The following is a 15,815-nucleotide window of genomic DNA, read 5'->3' on the forward strand; positions in this document are numbered from 1 at the left end:
CCGGGACGCGTCCATTGTCGATCAGCATCACTCGTCGAGTTGGTTGGGATACTCCCTGATCAGGACAGCACCCACGGGCCGCTTCACGGCACCCCAGATCTCCTGAGCTTTTTCTTCCAGCTCCGTCTGGCTCTCTTCGAGGCGCGCAAGCTGCAGCCTCTTCTCCTCGGCGGACAGCTTCGGGTCGTCGGTGACCTGCTTGATCGCGGCGCGGATCGCACGGCGATCCTGGTAGTTCGGATCTTCCTTCTTCTTGGCGCCGATGGCATCCAGGGTGTGGAACTGGACCTCGAACAGCAGGCCTTCCGGGCCCTTGAAGGTGACGTTGATCCCTGGGTAGGAGTCGACGCCGTCCCCGCTCATGCGCTTTCTCCAGCCGTTCTTCAGCACGACCAGCTCGTACTTCTTCCCGAGATCGTCGAGTGCCTTCAACACCTGTGAGGCGTAGTTGCCGATGTCGTAGGTGATCGTGTAGCGGACCGAGTCGTTCATCTTGTCCTGGATCTGAGCGATCCGCTGGTCCCAAGGCAGGTTCGGGTCTGTCGGCTGGAGTTCCTCGAAGAGCTTGCGCTTGTAGGAACGAGGCGACTTGACCACGTCTTCCGGCTTGCCGTAGCGCTCGCCGCCCGTTCGCGCTGCCGTTCCCAAGATGTCCCCGGTGATGTCCTTTTCGAGCAGGTTGGCCTTTTCGATCTGCTGGTTGGCCCAGTTGTTCTCCTGCGGGCTGAGCTTGACCTTGAGGGCGCCCTCAGTTTGTTCGTACGAACCGTCGTCCTTGTCGGGGTCGGGATCCGAGTCGCAGTCACTCGCCGCCGCGCGTGCGGCGAAACCAGGAACGCAGTTCTTCGGCGGTTCGACCTTCAGCCTGGCGTCGTCGAGCTTCGCCACGCCGTTCTCGATGCGCAGCGACCCGCCCTCGAGCCGGACGATCGACCCGTCCACGATGGCCGGGCTGCCCTCCGGGCGCAGCGTGAACGGCTCCATCCGGTAGAGCTGGCCGTCGACGATCGCGATGCTGGTGCCGTCGAACTTCGCGTCACCGTTCTCGAACTTCGCCCTGAGGTTGAAGATCTCACTGATGCTGTTGGGCAGCTTGTCGCGGACCGAGGTGTGCAGCTTGACCGCGAGGCTCTCCAGGTCGGCGAAGCCCTTCGAGGCCCTGCCACTGCCGCCGTCGATCTTGCGGGTGAGCGCGCGGGCGGTCTTCCACGCGGCGCCACCGATGCCGCCGGCCTCGATCGTGAGGACGAAGGTGGCGGTGTCCCAGAGCGTGGCGCCGAGGGCCTTGCCGGGGTTGGTCTGCCACTCGTCGAGGTTGATCCACGTGTACGGGTTCTTGATCATGTACTCAACGCCGTTGAGCATGGTCTGGCACTGGGCCCAGTTGCTGTTCACGACACCGTTGGCGACGCACTCGGCGACCTTGAACACGGTGACGGGAAGGCTGATGGCCGCCTCACCGAAGCCCTTGACCGCCTCCCAGGCGAAGTCGCGGATCTTGATGGAGGCGTCGAGAGTCCGTTTGCAGGCCGGCTCGTCGCCGCCGGCGCACTTGATCCAGTCCTCGGCGTAGTTGCCGGCGGCCGCGAGGCCTTCGTAGATCTTCAGGTTGACCTTCTGCTTGAACGCCAAGCAGGTCGGGAGATAGGTGGAGATCTCGCAGGAGATGGCACCGGTGATGTACCCGACCGCCTGGCGGTTCAGCTCCTCGCGCCTCTGCTCGGCCTCGGCCGCGACGATGCGCTTGGCCTCCTCGAAGCGCTGCCGGATGTCGGTGACCTGGTTCAGGCGTTCGACGATCATGTTCTCGAACGAGTCGAAACCCTTGGCGATGTTCAGCGCGATGCCGCGGAGGTTCTCCGTCGCCGCCGCCGCCTGACCTGCTGCCGCCGCGGCATTGGACGCCGCGTTCGCCGCCTCGCCCGCCATCGTCGCGTCGGAACGGGCCGAACTCGCCCATTTCGCCGCCGTCGCTGCCGAGCCTGAGGCGGTACCGGCGTGCTGTGCAGCCGTGTTCGCAGCGTCGTTGGCCTCCACCGCGTCCTGCGCCGCGGCGTTCGCCGCCTCCACCGCGCGTGCCGCGGCCTCGAAAGCGGGCTTGATGTCACCGACGGCCTGGTCGGCCGCCTTGCGGGCACGGATCGCGGCCGCGGCCGCCTCCGCTGCCTTGTCCCGCGCTGCCCGCGACTGCTCCTCGCTGATCAGGAGCGCGTCGGCGACCGTCTGAAGTGCCTTGCGGGCGTCGGCGTTGACACCGGCGAACGGCCTGAGGACGTCCTGCGCCACGCGGACGGGGTCGATGACGAGTTCGGCGGACGCTGCCGCCGCCGATGCCGCCCGGTCGGCGACCACGGACTGGTAGACGGCCTGGTTGGCCTCGCGCACCGACTCCTCGGCCTCGGACTGCACCTTCTCGGCCGCGTTCTTGGAGGCGATCGCGGCGTTGGTCGTCTCAAGCGCGAGGCGGTGGGTCTCGTCAGCGGCCCGGCGGGCCGTCACTGCTTCCTGACTCGCCCGGTTCGCCGCTGCCTGTGCCTGGTTGGCCGCGTTCGTGGCCGCCTGTGCCTCCGCCCGAGCGGTCGCCGCCGCGGCCCTGGCGTTGCTCGCCCACGCGGCGGACTGGTCGGCGGCCGCCTTCGCGGCATTGGTGTGGCCCTCGATGGCCCGGTACTCGTTCCAGGCGTCGCCGCCGAGTTCTTCAGCCTTCTTGCGAGCTGCTTCGAGCTCCCGTGCGAACTGGTCGTAGACCTGGATGCGCTTGCCGAAGACGTGCTCGGCGACCTCGACCTGCTTGCCGAGGCGGCCGACCTTGTCGACCGCCTTGTCCATGTTCGTCTTGTGGACGACGGCGTTGTTGTACGCGTCCGTGGCGACCTTGGACTTGCTGATCGCGTTGGAGGCCGCACCCTGCGCGTTCACCCTGGCGTTGCGGGCGTTCGCGGCGTGCTGCTGTGCCTGGTTCGCCTTCTGCGCGGCCAGGTTCTTCTGCTGCTCGGCGCGGTCGCGCGCGGCGATGGCGATGTCGTGCTGCACCTTCGCCGCGGCGGCCAGGTCTACTGCCCGCTGCGACTGCCGCTCCGCTTCCTCGCGGTACTTGCGGGCGTTGTTGGCATGCTCCTGGGCGTTGCGGTCGGCGTCGAGCGCGCGGCTGTCGGCCAGGGTGGCCTCGGCGGCGTGCTGAGAGGTCTCGGCCGCAAGAGCCGCCGCCTCGACGGCGCTGGCGATGCCGATGGTGACCTTGGCCCAGTCCAGGCCGTTGGTCTGGCCGGTCTCGACCAGGCGGACGGCGACCTGGTGGACGCCGACGTTGATCCGGTCCGCCTCCTCGGCGACTCGGGCGCCGCGTGCGGCGTACTCGGCCGCTTCGGCGCGCAGTGCGTCCAGTTCCTGGTCGCGGCCCTTCTGACCGTTGGCACGACCGTGCTTGTCCTCCTGGAAGACCTTGTCGGCCTTGTGCGCCGCCTTCACGGCCATCTGCATCGCGAAGATGCTGTCGTCCATGGCTTTGACGGCGTTGATGTTCGCGCGCATGATCTCGGCACGGGCCTTGGCCGCGGCCTCCGCGGTGCGCGCGAACTTGTCGAGCTCGGTCAACGCGCGGTTGCGGTCGTCCAGGGCCTTCTCGATGACCAGCTGGAACTCGGCGTCCCGCCGGTGCGCCTCGTGGTAGCCCGTCAGGTAGAACTCGCGGATCTTCGCGTAGTCGCCGAGGAGGAGGACCGCCTCGCCCTCGACCTTCACCTGCGGCCCGCCGTGCGCCACCATGTCGCGGACACGGGCGATGATGCGGTCCTGCTCGGCCTTGTCGTCCTCGGCCTGCTGCTTGTCCTGCTTCAGTGCGATCTCGTAGCCGAAGGCCACGAAGTCGGCGATCGCGCGGTCACCCGCGTTCAGCGCGGCCTGGGCGCCCGCCTTGACGTTCGGGCCGCCGGTGCGGGCCCATTCCTCGACCTTCTTGCGGTTCTCGACGCGTTCGACCTGCTTGCGCTGGTCGGCACGGGCCTGGGCCTCCGCCTGACCGTGGTCGAGGAACCAGAGCAGCTTCTCCTTGGTGCCGATGGCGAGCGCGGCCGCCGCGGCGTCGCGGACCTCCACGTCCTCGGCGTGGTCGCGGATGTCGCCGACGAGCTGCTTGTAGAACTCGAGCTCTTCGTCGACCTCATCGGGGTCGCTGGCAGGGGCGGCCTGCTGGAGCAGCGGGACCGGACGAACCGGTGCGGCGACGGCGGGAGCGGTGCTGCCCAGCAGGGCGAGCACCACCGTGATGATGACGGCCGTGATCGACCGGCGCCGCAACGAGGCGGCGCTGGTTGGTTTGATGTTCATGTGGTTACTGATCCCCCTGGTCGCGGTCGCGCCCGGCGTCCGCGTTCCTCTTCGCGTCGGCGGCCAGAGCAAGCCAGGTCGCGGCCTGCGACTGTGCCCAGGCCGCCTCGTCCTCCCACGACGTGTTGGAGGCGTCGGCGCGGGCCAGCACCGCGGCCCAGTCCTGTTCGCTCATCGCGGCACGCGCGTGCGCGGCCACTGATGCCCAGAAATCGGCTTGTTCGTCGGCCTTGTCCTTCTCGGCGTTCCAGTCCACAGAGGACTTCTTCGCCTCGGCATCTGCCAGATCCCAGTGGGCGATGGCGTCCAGGCGCGCCTTGCGGGCGAGTTCGCCGCTCGACTCGCGTTCGGCCTTCTCGGCCGCTTGGGCGGCGTCGACGAGCACACGGATCTTGCGCAGCCAGAACTCGTTCTGCTCCAGCGTGCGCTGGCGGAAGCCCTCGTTGTCGAGATCCGCACCGATTCCCCAGTAGTACTTGAAGAACAGGCCGATCGCTTCGTCGGTGCCCGCGCTGAGAGCCCGATTGGCCGCGTCGCGGACCTGCACGCCGGGATCGTTCGCGGCGAGGTAGGTCACGTAGTCGCGGTCCTCCCCGTGCAGCCGCGCCAGCCGTTCGTCACGGCGGTTGTCGTTGACGCGGTCGAGCTCCTGGGCCTCGTCGTATCCACTTTGGACGTACCGGCTCTGCATGGCCGGTGTGCCGCGCAGTGCGTTGGCCGAGGTGACCTGGACGTTGCTGCCCGGGATCGCGAACCTGTTGATGTGCCGGATGTACTTGAGGTCCAGGTCGATTCGTTTGGCGGCACGCTCCTTGGCCGCCGGGTAACCGGCCGTCAGGAACTCCTGGATCGCCTCGTCGCCGCGGTTGCTCAGCAACGCGAGCGTCGCGGCGGACTGAACCTCGGGCAGCGGGTCGGTGATCGCCATGCGTCTGACGGTGTCGCGTTGCCAGGGTGCCAGGTTGACCTGAACACCGGCGGTGATCATCACTTGGGCTGTCGCGGGCGTCACGCCAGTGGCGACGACAGCCCCGAAAGCGATGGCGGCAGCAAGAATTGAGCGCAGCAAAGTATGGCGCCCCATACATTTCCCCCCAGAAAAAGTACGGTGTGGAGCCCAATGGCCCAGGGATTTCTAGCACGGTTGGTGCGGCAACCCAATGTGATACAGATCACTTTGGTTGCGGGCTGTGTTCGCGTCATGTCAAAGTCCTGCTCGGCATCAGGTCGGCTGGGGGCTGACCGAAGTTGTTGTGGTGCCTTGAGTCCTGGGGGATAACCAAACTTGTCCAGATCCAGTCTGGGCGGCCGCTGCATGCGCGCAATCGCTGCGCTGACGGTCGTCTCCACGTTCATGTCCGGTCCGTTCACGACCGCGGCCGGCGCCGACCCCGCTGCCGTCGTCGCACAGGTGACCGAAGCGACCGTCGACCAGAAGATCGAGGCGCTGAACCAGATCGGCCCGCTGACGCCCACCCCTCCCGCGAGCACCTACTCGCTGAGGGACTGCGACTTCGTGATCTTCGTCTGGGACAAGGCGAAGGTTCCCGACAACGCGCGCGTCAAAGAGGCCGCGGCGGCCGCGTTCACGAGCAGCTCGTCGGATCCCGAGTCCTGCTACCGGTTCATCGCGCAGGGCATCTTCACCGCGCACCGCGAGGACCAGATCGAACGCCTGCGCAAGTCCGAGCGCGACCGGCAGCGCCTCGAAGCCGCGAAGATCGTCATGTGGACGGGGCTCACGCAGGCCGACCTGGACTGCGAGCTCAAGGAGTTCGTGTTCCGCCTCTGGGAACGCGCGAAGCCGAACAGCGAGGTGAAGACGAAGGCAGCGGCGGTGCTGACGCCGACGTCCACCGACGAGCAGCGCACCGCGTACGTCGTCACGGAGATCTTCGCCGCGAGGACTCGTGACCAGCAGCGTGAGCTCGAGGAGGCGGAGCGCATCGAACGCGAGCGGCGGGAACGCCTCGCCAACGAGTCCGCGCGAGCCTCCGCCTGGGGCGTCGCGACCGGGACGACGATCACCGACCCGATCAAGCTCATGACCGACCGCGAGTTCGTCTACGAGATCTACCGCAGGGGCACCGGCAAGTGGGTGAAGGCCGAGGCGGGGGTCGCTGCCGGCAGCAGCGAGGCGTCGGCGTGGAAGGCGTACATCTTCACCGGTGTGCACGCCGCCCACCAGAAGGACCTGGAGGACCAGAACCGCCAGGAGGCCGTCGAGACCGCGGCTCGCATCAAGGAGATCCTCGACCGCGCCGAACGCGACGGGTTCATGCCGAACCTCGCCTCCGCGGCGCGCGCGGCGCTCGGGGCCGATCTGGGCGCACGCCGGCTGTTCCTCACCGCTGGTCAGCACGAGGCGTTCAAGCGCGACCAGATCAAGCCGTCGAACCGGCGCGTGGTCGAGCTCCAGAACATGGGCTCCGGCAGCTGCCTCCAGACCGCCGGTGTGGACAGCGACGCGATGAACCCCGGCGCCTACATGGAGCTGTGGACCTGCCTGGTAGGCCACAAGCAGTTGTGGGAACTGTTCCAGTACGACAACGACCAGTACATGATCCGGGGCATGCACTCCAAGCTGTGCCTGAGCGTCCTCGGTCAGAACGTCGGGCAGACCCACTGCGACAGCGGTGCCGGCATCCTGCGCTGGAAGTTCGTCGAGAACCCCGCCGACGGGACGTTCCAGATGCAGAACGTCGCCACCGGCCGCTTCGCGACTGCGCTGAGCAGCGGCGTCGCCAACGGCACGGCCATCGTGGAAGGCGGCAACACCAAGACTCCCGACCAGTTCTGGCGCCTCATCGACCCGACTCACCGCGCGAACGTGCTGGCGGTCGAGTCCGGCTGGGTGCAGGTCAAGGGCGTCGAGTCCGGCCGTTGCCTGCAGACCGCCGGTATCTGGGACGTGCCGGGCCAGGGTGCGAACGCGGATCTCGCGGAGCAGGAACTGTGGGATTGCGTCGGCGGCAACAAGATGAAGTGGAAGATCGTCCCGCTCGGCGAGAACAAGTACGCGCTGGAGAACGCGCAGTCCGGCAAGTGTCTCGACGTCCGGTACGGCGACTGGCCCAACGGCAGCGCGTTGATCCAGTTCGCCTGCCACTACGGCGGTACCCAGCAGTTCGTCTTCGTGCAGGGCGGTGACAACACCTACGGCCTGCAGAGCGCGCTGACCCTGCGGTACGCCGACGTGGTCGGGCACCACACCGAAAACGGCTCCGGGGTCGACATGTGGGAATTCACCGGTCTCGCGAACCAGCGCTGGACGCTGGCGTACGTCTGACCTGAGACGTGAGACAGCCCCCGCCGGAACTCGGCGGGGGCTGTCTCACGTTCGGGGGACTAGCGGGGCTGGCGCTCGCGGCGGATCGTCACGCGCTTGCCCTTGATCGTGGCGTCGCGCAGCTGCTCGATCACGTCGTTCGCGGTGTCGCCGGGCACCTCGACCAGCGAGAACCTGTCGGCGATCTCGATCGCGCCGATGTCGCGGCCCTTCAAGTCCGTCTCACCGGTGATCGCGCCGACGATGTCCTGCGGGCGGATGCCCGACGAACGGCCGGCACCCAGGAACAGCCTGGTCATGCCCTCGGACGGGCCACGGCGCTCGCGGCGCGGGCCTGCGGGGACACCGTCGCGGCGCGGGCGGTCCTCACGCGGGCGCACCTCCGGGATCTCCTCCTCGTCGGCGGCGGCGCCGGAGGCCTCGTGCGCGAGCTTGACCGCGGCGAGCGCGATCTCCATGACGTCGAACTCGTCGGCCAGCGTCTCGACCACGACGCGGAACCGCGACAGGTCGTCCTCGAGCAGCGACTCGTGCAGCGACGAGCGGGTCAGCTCCAGCTGGCGGGCGCGCAGGTCGGCGACCGTCGGCACCTTCTCGACCGGGATCTTGGTCTTGGTCACGCGCTCGATGGTCTTGAGCATCGAGTTCTCGCGCGGCTCGACCAGGGTGATCGCGACGCCCTCACGGCCGGCGCGGCCCACGCGGCCGATGCGGTGCGTGTACGCCTCGGGCGCGGACGGCACGTTGTAGTTCACGACGTGCGTGAGCTGCTCGATGTCGAGGCCGCGGGCGGCGACGTCGGTGGCCACCAGCAGGTCGGCGGTGCCCGAACGCAGGCGCGACATGACGCGGTCGCGCTGCTCCTGGCTGATGCCGCCGTGCAGCGACTCGGCGCGGTAGCCGCGGCCGTTGAGCGTCTCGGTGAGCTGGTCGACCTCGTCGCGGGTGCGGCAGAAGACGACGGCGGCGGCCGGCGACTCGACGTCCAGCACGCGGCCGAGGGTTGCGGGCTTGTGCTCGCGGCGCACCAGGTACGCGGTCTGCCGGACGCGCGGGGCCTCGCCCGGCTCGGTCTTCTCGCGCTCGATCTGGATCAGCACCGGCGAGCGCAGGTGGCTCTTGGCCATGCGGTCGATGCGCGGCGGCATCGTGGCCGAGAACAGCACGGTCTGCCGCTCGGGGGGCGTCTCGCTGAGGATCGCGTCGATGTCCTCCGCGAAGCCCATGTCGAGCATCTCGTCGGCCTCGTCGAGCACGACGACCCGCAGGTCGCTCAGCTGCAACGTGCCGCGCTGGAGGTGGTCGATCGCGCGGCCCGGGGTGGCGACCACGACGTCGACGCCGCGCGACAGCTCGCGGAGCTGGCGGCCGATGGGCTGGCCGCCGTAGATGGGGAGGACGCGGGCGCCCATGTGGCGGCCGTAGCGGTGGACCGCCTCCGACACCTGCACGGCCAGCTCACGGGTCGGCGCGAGCACGAGAGCCAGCGGCTTCTCGCCCTTGCCGATCCTGTCGGCGATGCGCTCGAGCAGCGGCAGCGCGAACGCCGCCGTCTTGCCCGTGCCCGTGGCCGCCTGGCCCAGCAGGTCGTTGCCCGCGAGCAACGGCGGGATCGCTTCGCTCTGGATCGGCGTCGGCTCCTCGTAGCCCAGAGCGTTGAGGGCGTTGAGGAGGTCGGGGCGCAGGCCCAGGTCGGCGAAACCGTTGTCGGCGGAACCGTTGTCGGCGGTGGTCATGACGAGTATCTTCCCCCACCGCCTCACACCGCACTCACTCAGACCAGGTCAACGCACCTTCTAGGGGCTCACGCGCACGTCCGCGCTGCTCGTCACGCCGTTCACGGTGACCGTGATCTCGATCTGACCAGGCCTTATGCCCGTGAGGACGCCGGTGTCCGATTCGAGCCAGGCGACGTGCCACGGCCGGACTCCGCTCCGGTCGCCCACGTGCAGACCACGTGACCCTTCCCACACCGCGGCCATCGGATAACGGACAGGTACCGACCGGGAGCCCTGTTTCACCGTCGCCGCAACCGTTTCCGCGGCGCCGGCTTCCAGCGTCGCCGGAACCTGGATCTGGAGTGCGTCCACGTGCGGCCGGATCTCTGCTTTGACACCGGTCTCGGAGACGCCGACGAGCGTCCAGCCGGTGAACCCGCCCTGCTCCGCGGGTGCCTTGCCGGAGTTGCCGTTGATCACGTGCGGGACCCCGTCCACAGTGGACGCGAAGAACCCGCCGACGTGCCCGCCGATGAAGGCCGTGGGTCGGTCCCGTTCGGACAGCAGCCGCTCGAAGTAGGACGCCTCCAGCCGGTCGGCGAGCTGGCTCGTGCGCGCGGGCGTCGGATCGCGCGGCGGGTGGTGCATCAGCACGACGGCCTGGCCTTCGGCGGTGTGCAACGCGGTGCGGAGCATGTCCATCTGCTCGAAGCCGCCGCCCCTGAGCGTGCCGGTCGACGAGTCGAGCAGCACGAACCTGGTGCCCCTGTGGTCGAACGTGCGGTGCGTGGCGCCGAACTCGCGCCGGAAGTCGCCGATCGTGCCCGGACCCATGATCTCGTGGTTGCCCGGCACGTAGTACCAGGGGAAGTCGCCGAGCTCCTCGGTCAGGACCCTGCGGGCGAACTCCAGGTCCTCCGGAGAGGCCTCGTCCACGAAGTCGCCGTTGACCACGACGAACTCGGCGCCGGACGCCCTGATCTCCCGCAGGGTGCGGCGGGCGGACCTGACCAGGTCGCTGTCCGGGGCGCGGGCCACGAACTGGGCGTCGGACATCACCGCGAACTTCCAGCCCCGCGCCAAGCCGATCACGTCCTCGCGCAGGTCCGGGACGGGCGGCAGGGCGACCGCCGGCGGCACCCGCGCGACGATGTCGTCCACGACCACCTCGCCCCGGTAGGAGCGGTCGGCCTTGGTCTCGATCGCGGTGAACCTGGTGACCTGGACCGGGAACTCGAGCTCCGGCGGCACCGCGACCTCGATCCGCTGCCAGCCGTGCCAGGTGACGTGGGGGCCGTAGAGCGACCGCGACTGCCCCGCCGAGTCCGTGACGGTGAACGCCGTCCACTCGCCCTCACCGTGGCCGTCGACCCAGGCGGCGAGCGACAGGGGCTGCCCGCCGACCTGGATCGGCCGTGGCGGCACGGCGTAGGCGGTCCGGGTACCGGTCGACTGCGTGAAGTCGTAGCTGAGCCTCAGGCCCGCGCCGGTGTGGCCGTCCGGTTCCGGTTCCGCCTTCCCGGTCGCGCGGGCGGAACCGAACGTCCACTGTGGAGCATCGTCGAACGTGGCGAGCGGCTGGTCGGTCGCCCCGACGGTGACCGCCGCGTGCGTCTCCTTGCCCTGGGCGCGTGCCCTGATCGTGGTCGCTCCGGTGTTCAACGCCCTGATCTGGAGGTCCGGGGTGACCTCGATGATCCTGCGGTCGTAGCTGAGGTCGAGGTCGGCGCGTTCGATCGGTGCGCCGAAGCCCCTGGCGTCGAAACCGTTGATCTGCAACGGCTTGCGCTCGTGCTCGGTCAGGCTGATCCGGGGTTCGGCCGGGGCGAGCCTCGTGAGCCTGCCCAGCACGGTGAGCGGCGTGGTCCTGGTCGTGAGGCCCTGCGAGGCGGTGAAAGTCGCGGGCCCCGAGTGCGGCGCGGCGTGGAAGGTGTCGCCGATGGCCCATCCGCCCGTCGCGCGGGACACGTGCCCGTCGCTCGCCGGTCCGTACGTCTCGTCGTGGCCGCGCACCGTCAGCCGGCGGGTCATGCCGGGGAAGACGCGCGTGCTCGCGGTCTGGACGTCGAAGCCGGTCAGCTTGCCGGTGCCGGTGGGGGCGTAGAGCGCGAGGCCGTTCGGGACCGGGCGCTCGGAGCCGTCCGAGGGCGTGTTGACGACCTTCAGCTCGGTGGTGCCGGGTTCGCGGGCGAGCATGGTCGACGACCCGCCGCCGTCGAGGTTGATCGCGTTGTGCGCGCCGAGCTCGATCATCGCGTCGGCGAGGTCGTCCAGCTCCAGGCCCTGCAGGTAGGCGCTTTGGCGTCCGTCGACGGTGAGCATGTACATCTTCTTGCCGTCCTGCGAGAACCCGACCGCGGTGCGCGGGTGCGGCGGGTCCGCCGGGGCGACGTTCCTGCCGTTCTCGACCAGCCGTTGCCGCCCGCCGATGGCCGTCTTCGGCTTGCTGCCGTCGCTGGTGCGGCTCCGGTAGCTGATCTCCGCCCTGTCACCCGGCCTCAGCGTCCTGAGGACGTCGGCGCCCTTGTCGCGCCCGACCAGCGCGTACCCCTGGACGGGCCGGTCGCTCGGGCTGCCGACGGACTGCACGACGTCGTCCTTGACGATCACCTCGGCCGTGTTGGCCGCACCTTGCGTGGCGCGCGCTCTGCTGTACGTGCCCCACAACGAGTTGAAGACACCGATGCCGTCGACGTCGATCTGCACACTGTTGAGCTGCGTCAGCTCGTGCGTGCCGTTGAGCGTGCCCTCGAAGAACGTCTCCATCACGCTTCCGATGCCGGCCGCGTCGATGCCGGCCGCTCTGCCGTCGCCCGACTTCCGCAGCTGCCCGTCCTGGACGCCGACGCCCTCCGGCGCGTTGCTGTTGCCGATGTCGAAGAAGTCGCCGTTGATCGCCGCGACCGCGCCTCCGGTCTGCTGCGAAAGGGGAACCGCCTGGGAGACGGTGCCGGGATCGACGTACCCGACCTGCGCCTTCGTGAGGTCGACGGCCAGCGCGTCCCCGCGAACCCAGCCGTCGGGCCGGTACCAGTCGAACGAGCTGAGCGTGACCCCGGGAGCAACGGGTCTCTCGACCCGCTCGGTCTCGATGCGTCCGGGCGAGTCGGCCTGAGCGGGGGGAACGGGCGCAAGGAGCGCGGCGGCGATGATCACCGCAAGTGCACGTCTCGTCACACCCCGGAACCTAGACTGACCCGGTGAAGAACCGCCTGACGGTCTGCGCCTCGCACCTGATCACCCTGCCGAGCGCGCCTTTCGGCCCGGTCCGCGAGGCGATCGCGACGGCCAGGGACGCCGTCACGGCGTTCGACCCGGAGCTCGTCGTCTTCTTCGGCACCGATCACCGCCGCGCCTTCCGCTCCGTGGTCCCGACCTTCGCCGTCGTCCTGGAGGCCACCGCCCAGGGTGATGTCGCCGGCCCGGTCGGCTCGTACGACGTTCCCTCCGCTCTGGGGCGTTCGCTCGTGGCCGACCTCGTGGCCGGCGAGTTCGACGTCGCCACGGCTTACGAGGCCGCGCTGGACCACGCGTTCGGCCACACGACCCGCGACCTGCTGGGGGCGGTCGACGCCACACCGGTGCTGCCGATCTTCGTCAACTGCGCCTCCCCGCCGCACGCGACCTTCCGCCGCGCCGCCTCGCTGGGCCGCCGCGTGGGGGAGTTCTTCGCCGACCGGCGCGTCCTCTACGTCGGCTCGGGTGGGCTGGCGCACGACCTGCCGGGGTTCCGCGAGCCCGAGACGGGCGAGGTGCTGACGGAGGAGGAGCGGCAGGCGTGGATCCGGTCGGTCAACGAGAAGGCCCGGTCCGAAGGCACGATCCGGGAACTCGTGCGCACCTGGGACGAGGCCTTCCTCGCCGGAGTCGGCGGAACGGCGTGGGAGTGGCTGGACTCGATCGGCGCCGACCTGGTCGAGCGCGGTGGCAACGGCGCCGCCGAGTGCCTGACGTGGACGGCCGCGTGGGCCGCGGGCGGGCAGCCGCTCAGGACGCTGGCGCACGAGTTCGACACCGGCGGCCGCGCCGTCGCGATCAGCTAGGAGGAGATTCCACGGTGGAGAGCAAGTCAGCCTCGGCCAGATAAAGACGGCCGAGGTCGGTGAGCAACGTGCCGAGCTCACGATAGTGCTCCGCACGTTCCAGATCCGGAATCAGGCCGCACGTGCGCAACATGTTCTGCGCGAGCAACTCGCCGAACTGTGGATAAGTCTTCACCACCTCACGCGAGAGGCGCTGAAGAGATACGCGCAACAGGTCTTCCGTCAGGATTTCCGCGGCCATGGCAGGATTCCCTCGCTCTCTCGCCAGATGCCGTCGCAGTCCCAGCACGTCGGCCACACGTTCTTGTTCGACCACAGGTCAAGCTCCTGTGACGCGAAGGGACTACCGCACAGTGTTTCGACGAGCAGCCCCCTGGCCGGCTCGTCGTGGATGGCGTGCCGCCGCCCTTCGTGGGGTGTCCATCGAAATCTCACAGGATTATTCTGCAGCTTGGATGAGCTCCAAGCTAACGCCCTTTTGGGTTGTGTTGGCTTCGATTGTTCTGGAGTCCCCGAAAATGGAGATACGGTCCTCTTCATGCCGAAAAGATTCTCCACTGTGAGAGGCCGTGAGTTCGGGGAGGGCCTTCGCGCGGCCATCGCCGCCACGGGAATGACGTCACGTCAGATCGCCGAACTCATCGGCTGGCAGGAAGCCAAGATCTCCGACCTGGTCAACGGCAAAGGCGGTGCCACCGAGCTGGAGCTGGCGCTGCTGCTGGGCGTGTGCCGGACGCCGGCGCAGGAGCGGGACCACCTGCTCTCGCTGTTCACCGGCACGGGCGTGAAGGGGTGGTGGCAGGAGCACGGCGCCTGCGCGCCGATCAGTCCGCGCACGCTGGTCGAGCACGAGCGCCTGGCGAAGAGGTTGTTCAGCTGGCAGACGATGCTGCTGCACGGCACCCTGCAGGTTCAGGACTACACGCGTGCCGTGATCACCGTTTGCGCGAACGTGCCCGACGACGAGATCGAGGTCCGGGTCGAGGCGCGGGTGCTGCGGCAGGAGGCGTTGCGCGGCCTGAAGGCGGTCTTCTTCATCCCCGAATCGGTGTTGCTGACCCAGGTCGGCGGGCCTGAGGTGATGCAGGAGCAGTTGCGTCACCTGGACAAGCTGGCCGCGCGGCCGAACCTGGTGTTCCGGGTCGTGCCGCTCGGTGCCGGTGCACACGCGGGCATGGCCGGGTCGTTCGACCTGCTGACGTTCGACAAGTACGAGGACGCCGTCTTCCTGGAGAGCGAGAACTCCAGTCTGATCATCGAGGCACCGGAGGCCGTCAAGGCCTACGGGCGGATCGTCGAAGGGCTCCAACTCGCCGCCTTGGATGCGGAACAATCGAAGGAGCTGATCAAGAAGTTGCTGACATGAGGAGACTCGGATGGCTGAGTGGCGCAAGAGCACCCGCAGTGCGAACGCAAGTGCCTGCGTCGAGGTCGCCATCGGCATCGGCATCCGGGACAGCAAGGCGCCCGCCGCCCACGTCGAGGTGGGCGCCGCCGCGTGGACCGCGTTCCTCGCGGGCGTCACGCGGGAGCGCTGACCGGCAGGTCGTTACCATCCGAACCATGACGATGCCCGCAGCGATCGAGGCCGTGCGAGAAGCGTTCGTCGGGCTCGCGGCGGAGGAGTTCGACCTGCCGCCGAGGCAGGCGTTCGGCGACAGCCGGTCGCTCGTCATGGCCGTGCACCACCGGCCCACGGGGTCGACGGCGGTCAAGGTGATCAGCATCGAGGTCGAACGGGATCCGATGATCACGGGCACGGTCGTGTACTCGCATCCGGACGGTCAGTTCGTCACGGACGCGGTGTCGCTCACGACCCTGCGCACGGGCGCTGTCGTCGGTGTGGCAACGGATCTGCTGGCCGACGAGGACGCGTCGCACCTGGCGTTGCTGGGGGCCGGGGCGCAGGCCGCGGACCAGATCAGGGCCGTGCACGCGGTGCGGCCGTTGAAGAAGCTCGTCGTGTTCAACCGGAACGCCAAGAAGGCCGAGGCGTTGCTGGAGAGCCTGAAGGACGAGCTTCCGGACACGGTGATGGACGTGGCTGCCGACGCGGACGAAGCCGTGCGGGACGCGGACGTCGTGTGCTGTGCGACGGCGTCGACAGTGCCGCTGTTCCGGTGCGACTCGCTCAAGGAACGCGTGCACGTCAACGCCATCGGCTCGTACCGGCCGGTGATGCGCGAGCTGCCGGAGGAACTGCTGGCGACCGCCGGGGTCGTGGTGGTGGACCAGGTCGAGGCGGCGCTGAGCGAGGCCGGCGAGATCATCCGCGCGGTGCGCAGCGGTGTGCTCAGGCTGGAGTCGCTCGTCGAACTCGGTGCGGCGCTGGGAAACCCGCCGCTGCGCGAGGGCCGGACGGTGTTCAAGTCGGTCGGCGTCGCGGTGCAGGACTGGGCTGTCGCAAGGCTTCTGGCGTAGAAGAGCGCTGGACGTGAA

The 15,815-nt window shown here is 68.8% G+C and carries 11 protein-coding genes; 5 read left to right on the plus strand and 6 right to left on the minus strand.

All coding sequences use genetic code 11. From position 1 onward, the window contains the following. Positions 1 to 27: 27 nt before the first annotated feature. Both LX88_RS32140 and LX88_RS32145 read right to left on the minus strand, forming a co-directional pair. Positions 28 to 4,326, minus strand: a complete 4,299-nt coding sequence (locus LX88_RS32140; RefSeq protein WP_258951532.1) for an ALF repeat-containing protein — start codon at positions 4,324 to 4,326, stop codon at positions 28 to 30. Between the two features lie 4 nt (positions 4,327 to 4,330). Further along, positions 4,331 to 5,254 (minus strand): hypothetical protein, encoded by a 924-nt coding sequence (locus LX88_RS32145; protein ID WP_258951533.1) that lies wholly within the window; start codon positions 5,252 to 5,254, stop codon positions 4,331 to 4,333. 387 nt (positions 5,255 to 5,641) lie between these two features. Here LX88_RS32145 and LX88_RS32150 point away from each other — a divergent pair, with 387 nt between their 5' ends. After that, positions 5,642 to 7,615, plus strand: coding sequence for an RICIN domain-containing protein (locus LX88_RS32150; RefSeq protein WP_258951534.1), 1,974 nt, complete (start codon positions 5,642 to 5,644; stop codon positions 7,613 to 7,615). Positions 7,616 to 7,674: 59 nt separating this feature from the next. On the opposite strand, the gene LX88_RS32155 is transcribed toward LX88_RS32150, so the two are convergent. Continuing rightward, a complete protein-coding gene (locus LX88_RS32155) occupies positions 7,675 to 9,351 on the minus strand; it encodes a DEAD/DEAH box helicase (protein WP_258951535.1) in 1,677 nt (558 codons plus the stop codon). Between the two features lie 60 nt (positions 9,352 to 9,411). Beyond that, positions 9,412 to 12,510 (minus strand): phosphodiester glycosidase family protein, encoded by a 3,099-nt coding sequence (locus tag LX88_RS32160; RefSeq protein ID WP_258951536.1) that lies wholly within the window; start codon positions 12,508 to 12,510, stop codon positions 9,412 to 9,414. Between the two features lie 23 nt (positions 12,511 to 12,533). Here LX88_RS32160 and LX88_RS32165 point away from each other — a divergent pair, with 23 nt between their 5' ends. Further along, positions 12,534 to 13,376 (plus strand): DODA-type extradiol aromatic ring-opening family dioxygenase, encoded by an 843-nt coding sequence (locus LX88_RS32165; RefSeq protein WP_258951537.1) that lies wholly within the window; start codon positions 12,534 to 12,536, stop codon positions 13,374 to 13,376. Here the strand turns inward: LX88_RS32165 and LX88_RS32170 are convergent. Together LX88_RS32170 and LX88_RS44660 are read right to left on the minus strand one after the other, a co-directional pair. Beyond that, complete coding sequence (locus LX88_RS32170; protein ID WP_258951538.1) at positions 13,369 to 13,674, minus strand: hypothetical protein; 306 nt, start codon at positions 13,672 to 13,674, stop codon at positions 13,369 to 13,371. The genes LX88_RS32165 and LX88_RS32170 overlap by 8 nt on opposite strands. Beyond that, complete coding sequence (locus tag LX88_RS44660; RefSeq protein WP_372511457.1) at positions 13,599 to 13,976, minus strand: HC3 family zinc finger protein; 378 nt, start codon at positions 13,974 to 13,976, stop codon at positions 13,599 to 13,601. The genes LX88_RS32170 and LX88_RS44660 overlap by 76 nt, the downstream gene beginning before the upstream one ends. Between LX88_RS44660 and LX88_RS32175 the strand changes: the two genes are divergently transcribed. The 3 genes from LX88_RS32175 to LX88_RS32185 are packed head-to-tail and all read left to right on the plus strand — an operon-like array spanning position 13,915 to position 15,797. Beyond that, a complete protein-coding gene (locus LX88_RS32175; RefSeq protein ID WP_258951539.1) occupies positions 13,915 to 14,742 on the plus strand; it encodes a helix-turn-helix domain-containing protein in 828 nt (275 codons plus the stop codon). The genes LX88_RS44660 and LX88_RS32175 overlap by 62 nt on opposite strands. A gap of 10 nt (positions 14,743 to 14,752) precedes the next feature. Then, positions 14,753 to 14,914 carry a DUF397 domain-containing protein gene (locus tag LX88_RS32180; RefSeq protein WP_090010660.1) on the plus strand — a complete coding sequence of 54 codons (162 nt, stop codon included), beginning with the start codon at positions 14,753 to 14,755 and terminating at the stop codon, positions 14,912 to 14,914. 25 nt (positions 14,915 to 14,939) lie between these two features. Continuing rightward, a complete protein-coding gene (locus tag LX88_RS32185; RefSeq protein WP_258951540.1) occupies positions 14,940 to 15,797 on the plus strand; it encodes an ornithine cyclodeaminase family protein in 858 nt (285 codons plus the stop codon). The last annotated feature ends 18 nt before the right edge of the window (positions 15,798 to 15,815 follow it).

This window comes from Lentzea californiensis (genome assembly GCF_024648825.1).
Taxonomy (GTDB): Bacteria; Actinomycetota; Actinomycetes; order Mycobacteriales; family Pseudonocardiaceae; genus Lentzea; species Lentzea californiensis.

Bases quoted from the DNA above. Each gene is read 5' to 3' on its own strand.
- LX88_RS32140 (WP_258951532.1), bottom strand. From the start codon at position 4,326: ATGAACATCAAACCAACCAGCGCCGCCTCGTTGCGGCGCCGGTCGATC.
- LX88_RS32145 (WP_258951533.1), bottom strand. From the start codon at position 5,254: ATGGCGATCACCGACCCGCTGCCCGAGGTTCAGTCCGCCGCGACGCTC.
- LX88_RS32150 (WP_258951534.1), top strand. From the start codon at position 5,642: ATGCGCGCAATCGCTGCGCTGACGGTCGTCTCCACGTTCATGTCCGGT.
- LX88_RS32155 (WP_258951535.1), bottom strand. From the start codon at position 9,351: ATGACCACCGCCGACAACGGTTCCGCCGACAACGGTTTCGCCGACCTG.
- LX88_RS32175 (WP_258951539.1), top strand. From the start codon at position 13,915: ATGCCGAAAAGATTCTCCACTGTGAGAGGCCGTGAGTTCGGGGAGGGC.
- LX88_RS44660 (WP_372511457.1), bottom strand. From the start codon at position 13,976: ATGGCCGCGCGAAGGCCCTCCCCGAACTCACGGCCTCTCACAGTGGAG.
- LX88_RS32180 (WP_090010660.1), top strand. From the start codon at position 14,753: ATGGCTGAGTGGCGCAAGAGCACCCGCAGTGCGAACGCAAGTGCCTGC.
- LX88_RS32185 (WP_258951540.1), top strand. From the start codon at position 14,940: ATGACGATGCCCGCAGCGATCGAGGCCGTGCGAGAAGCGTTCGTCGGG.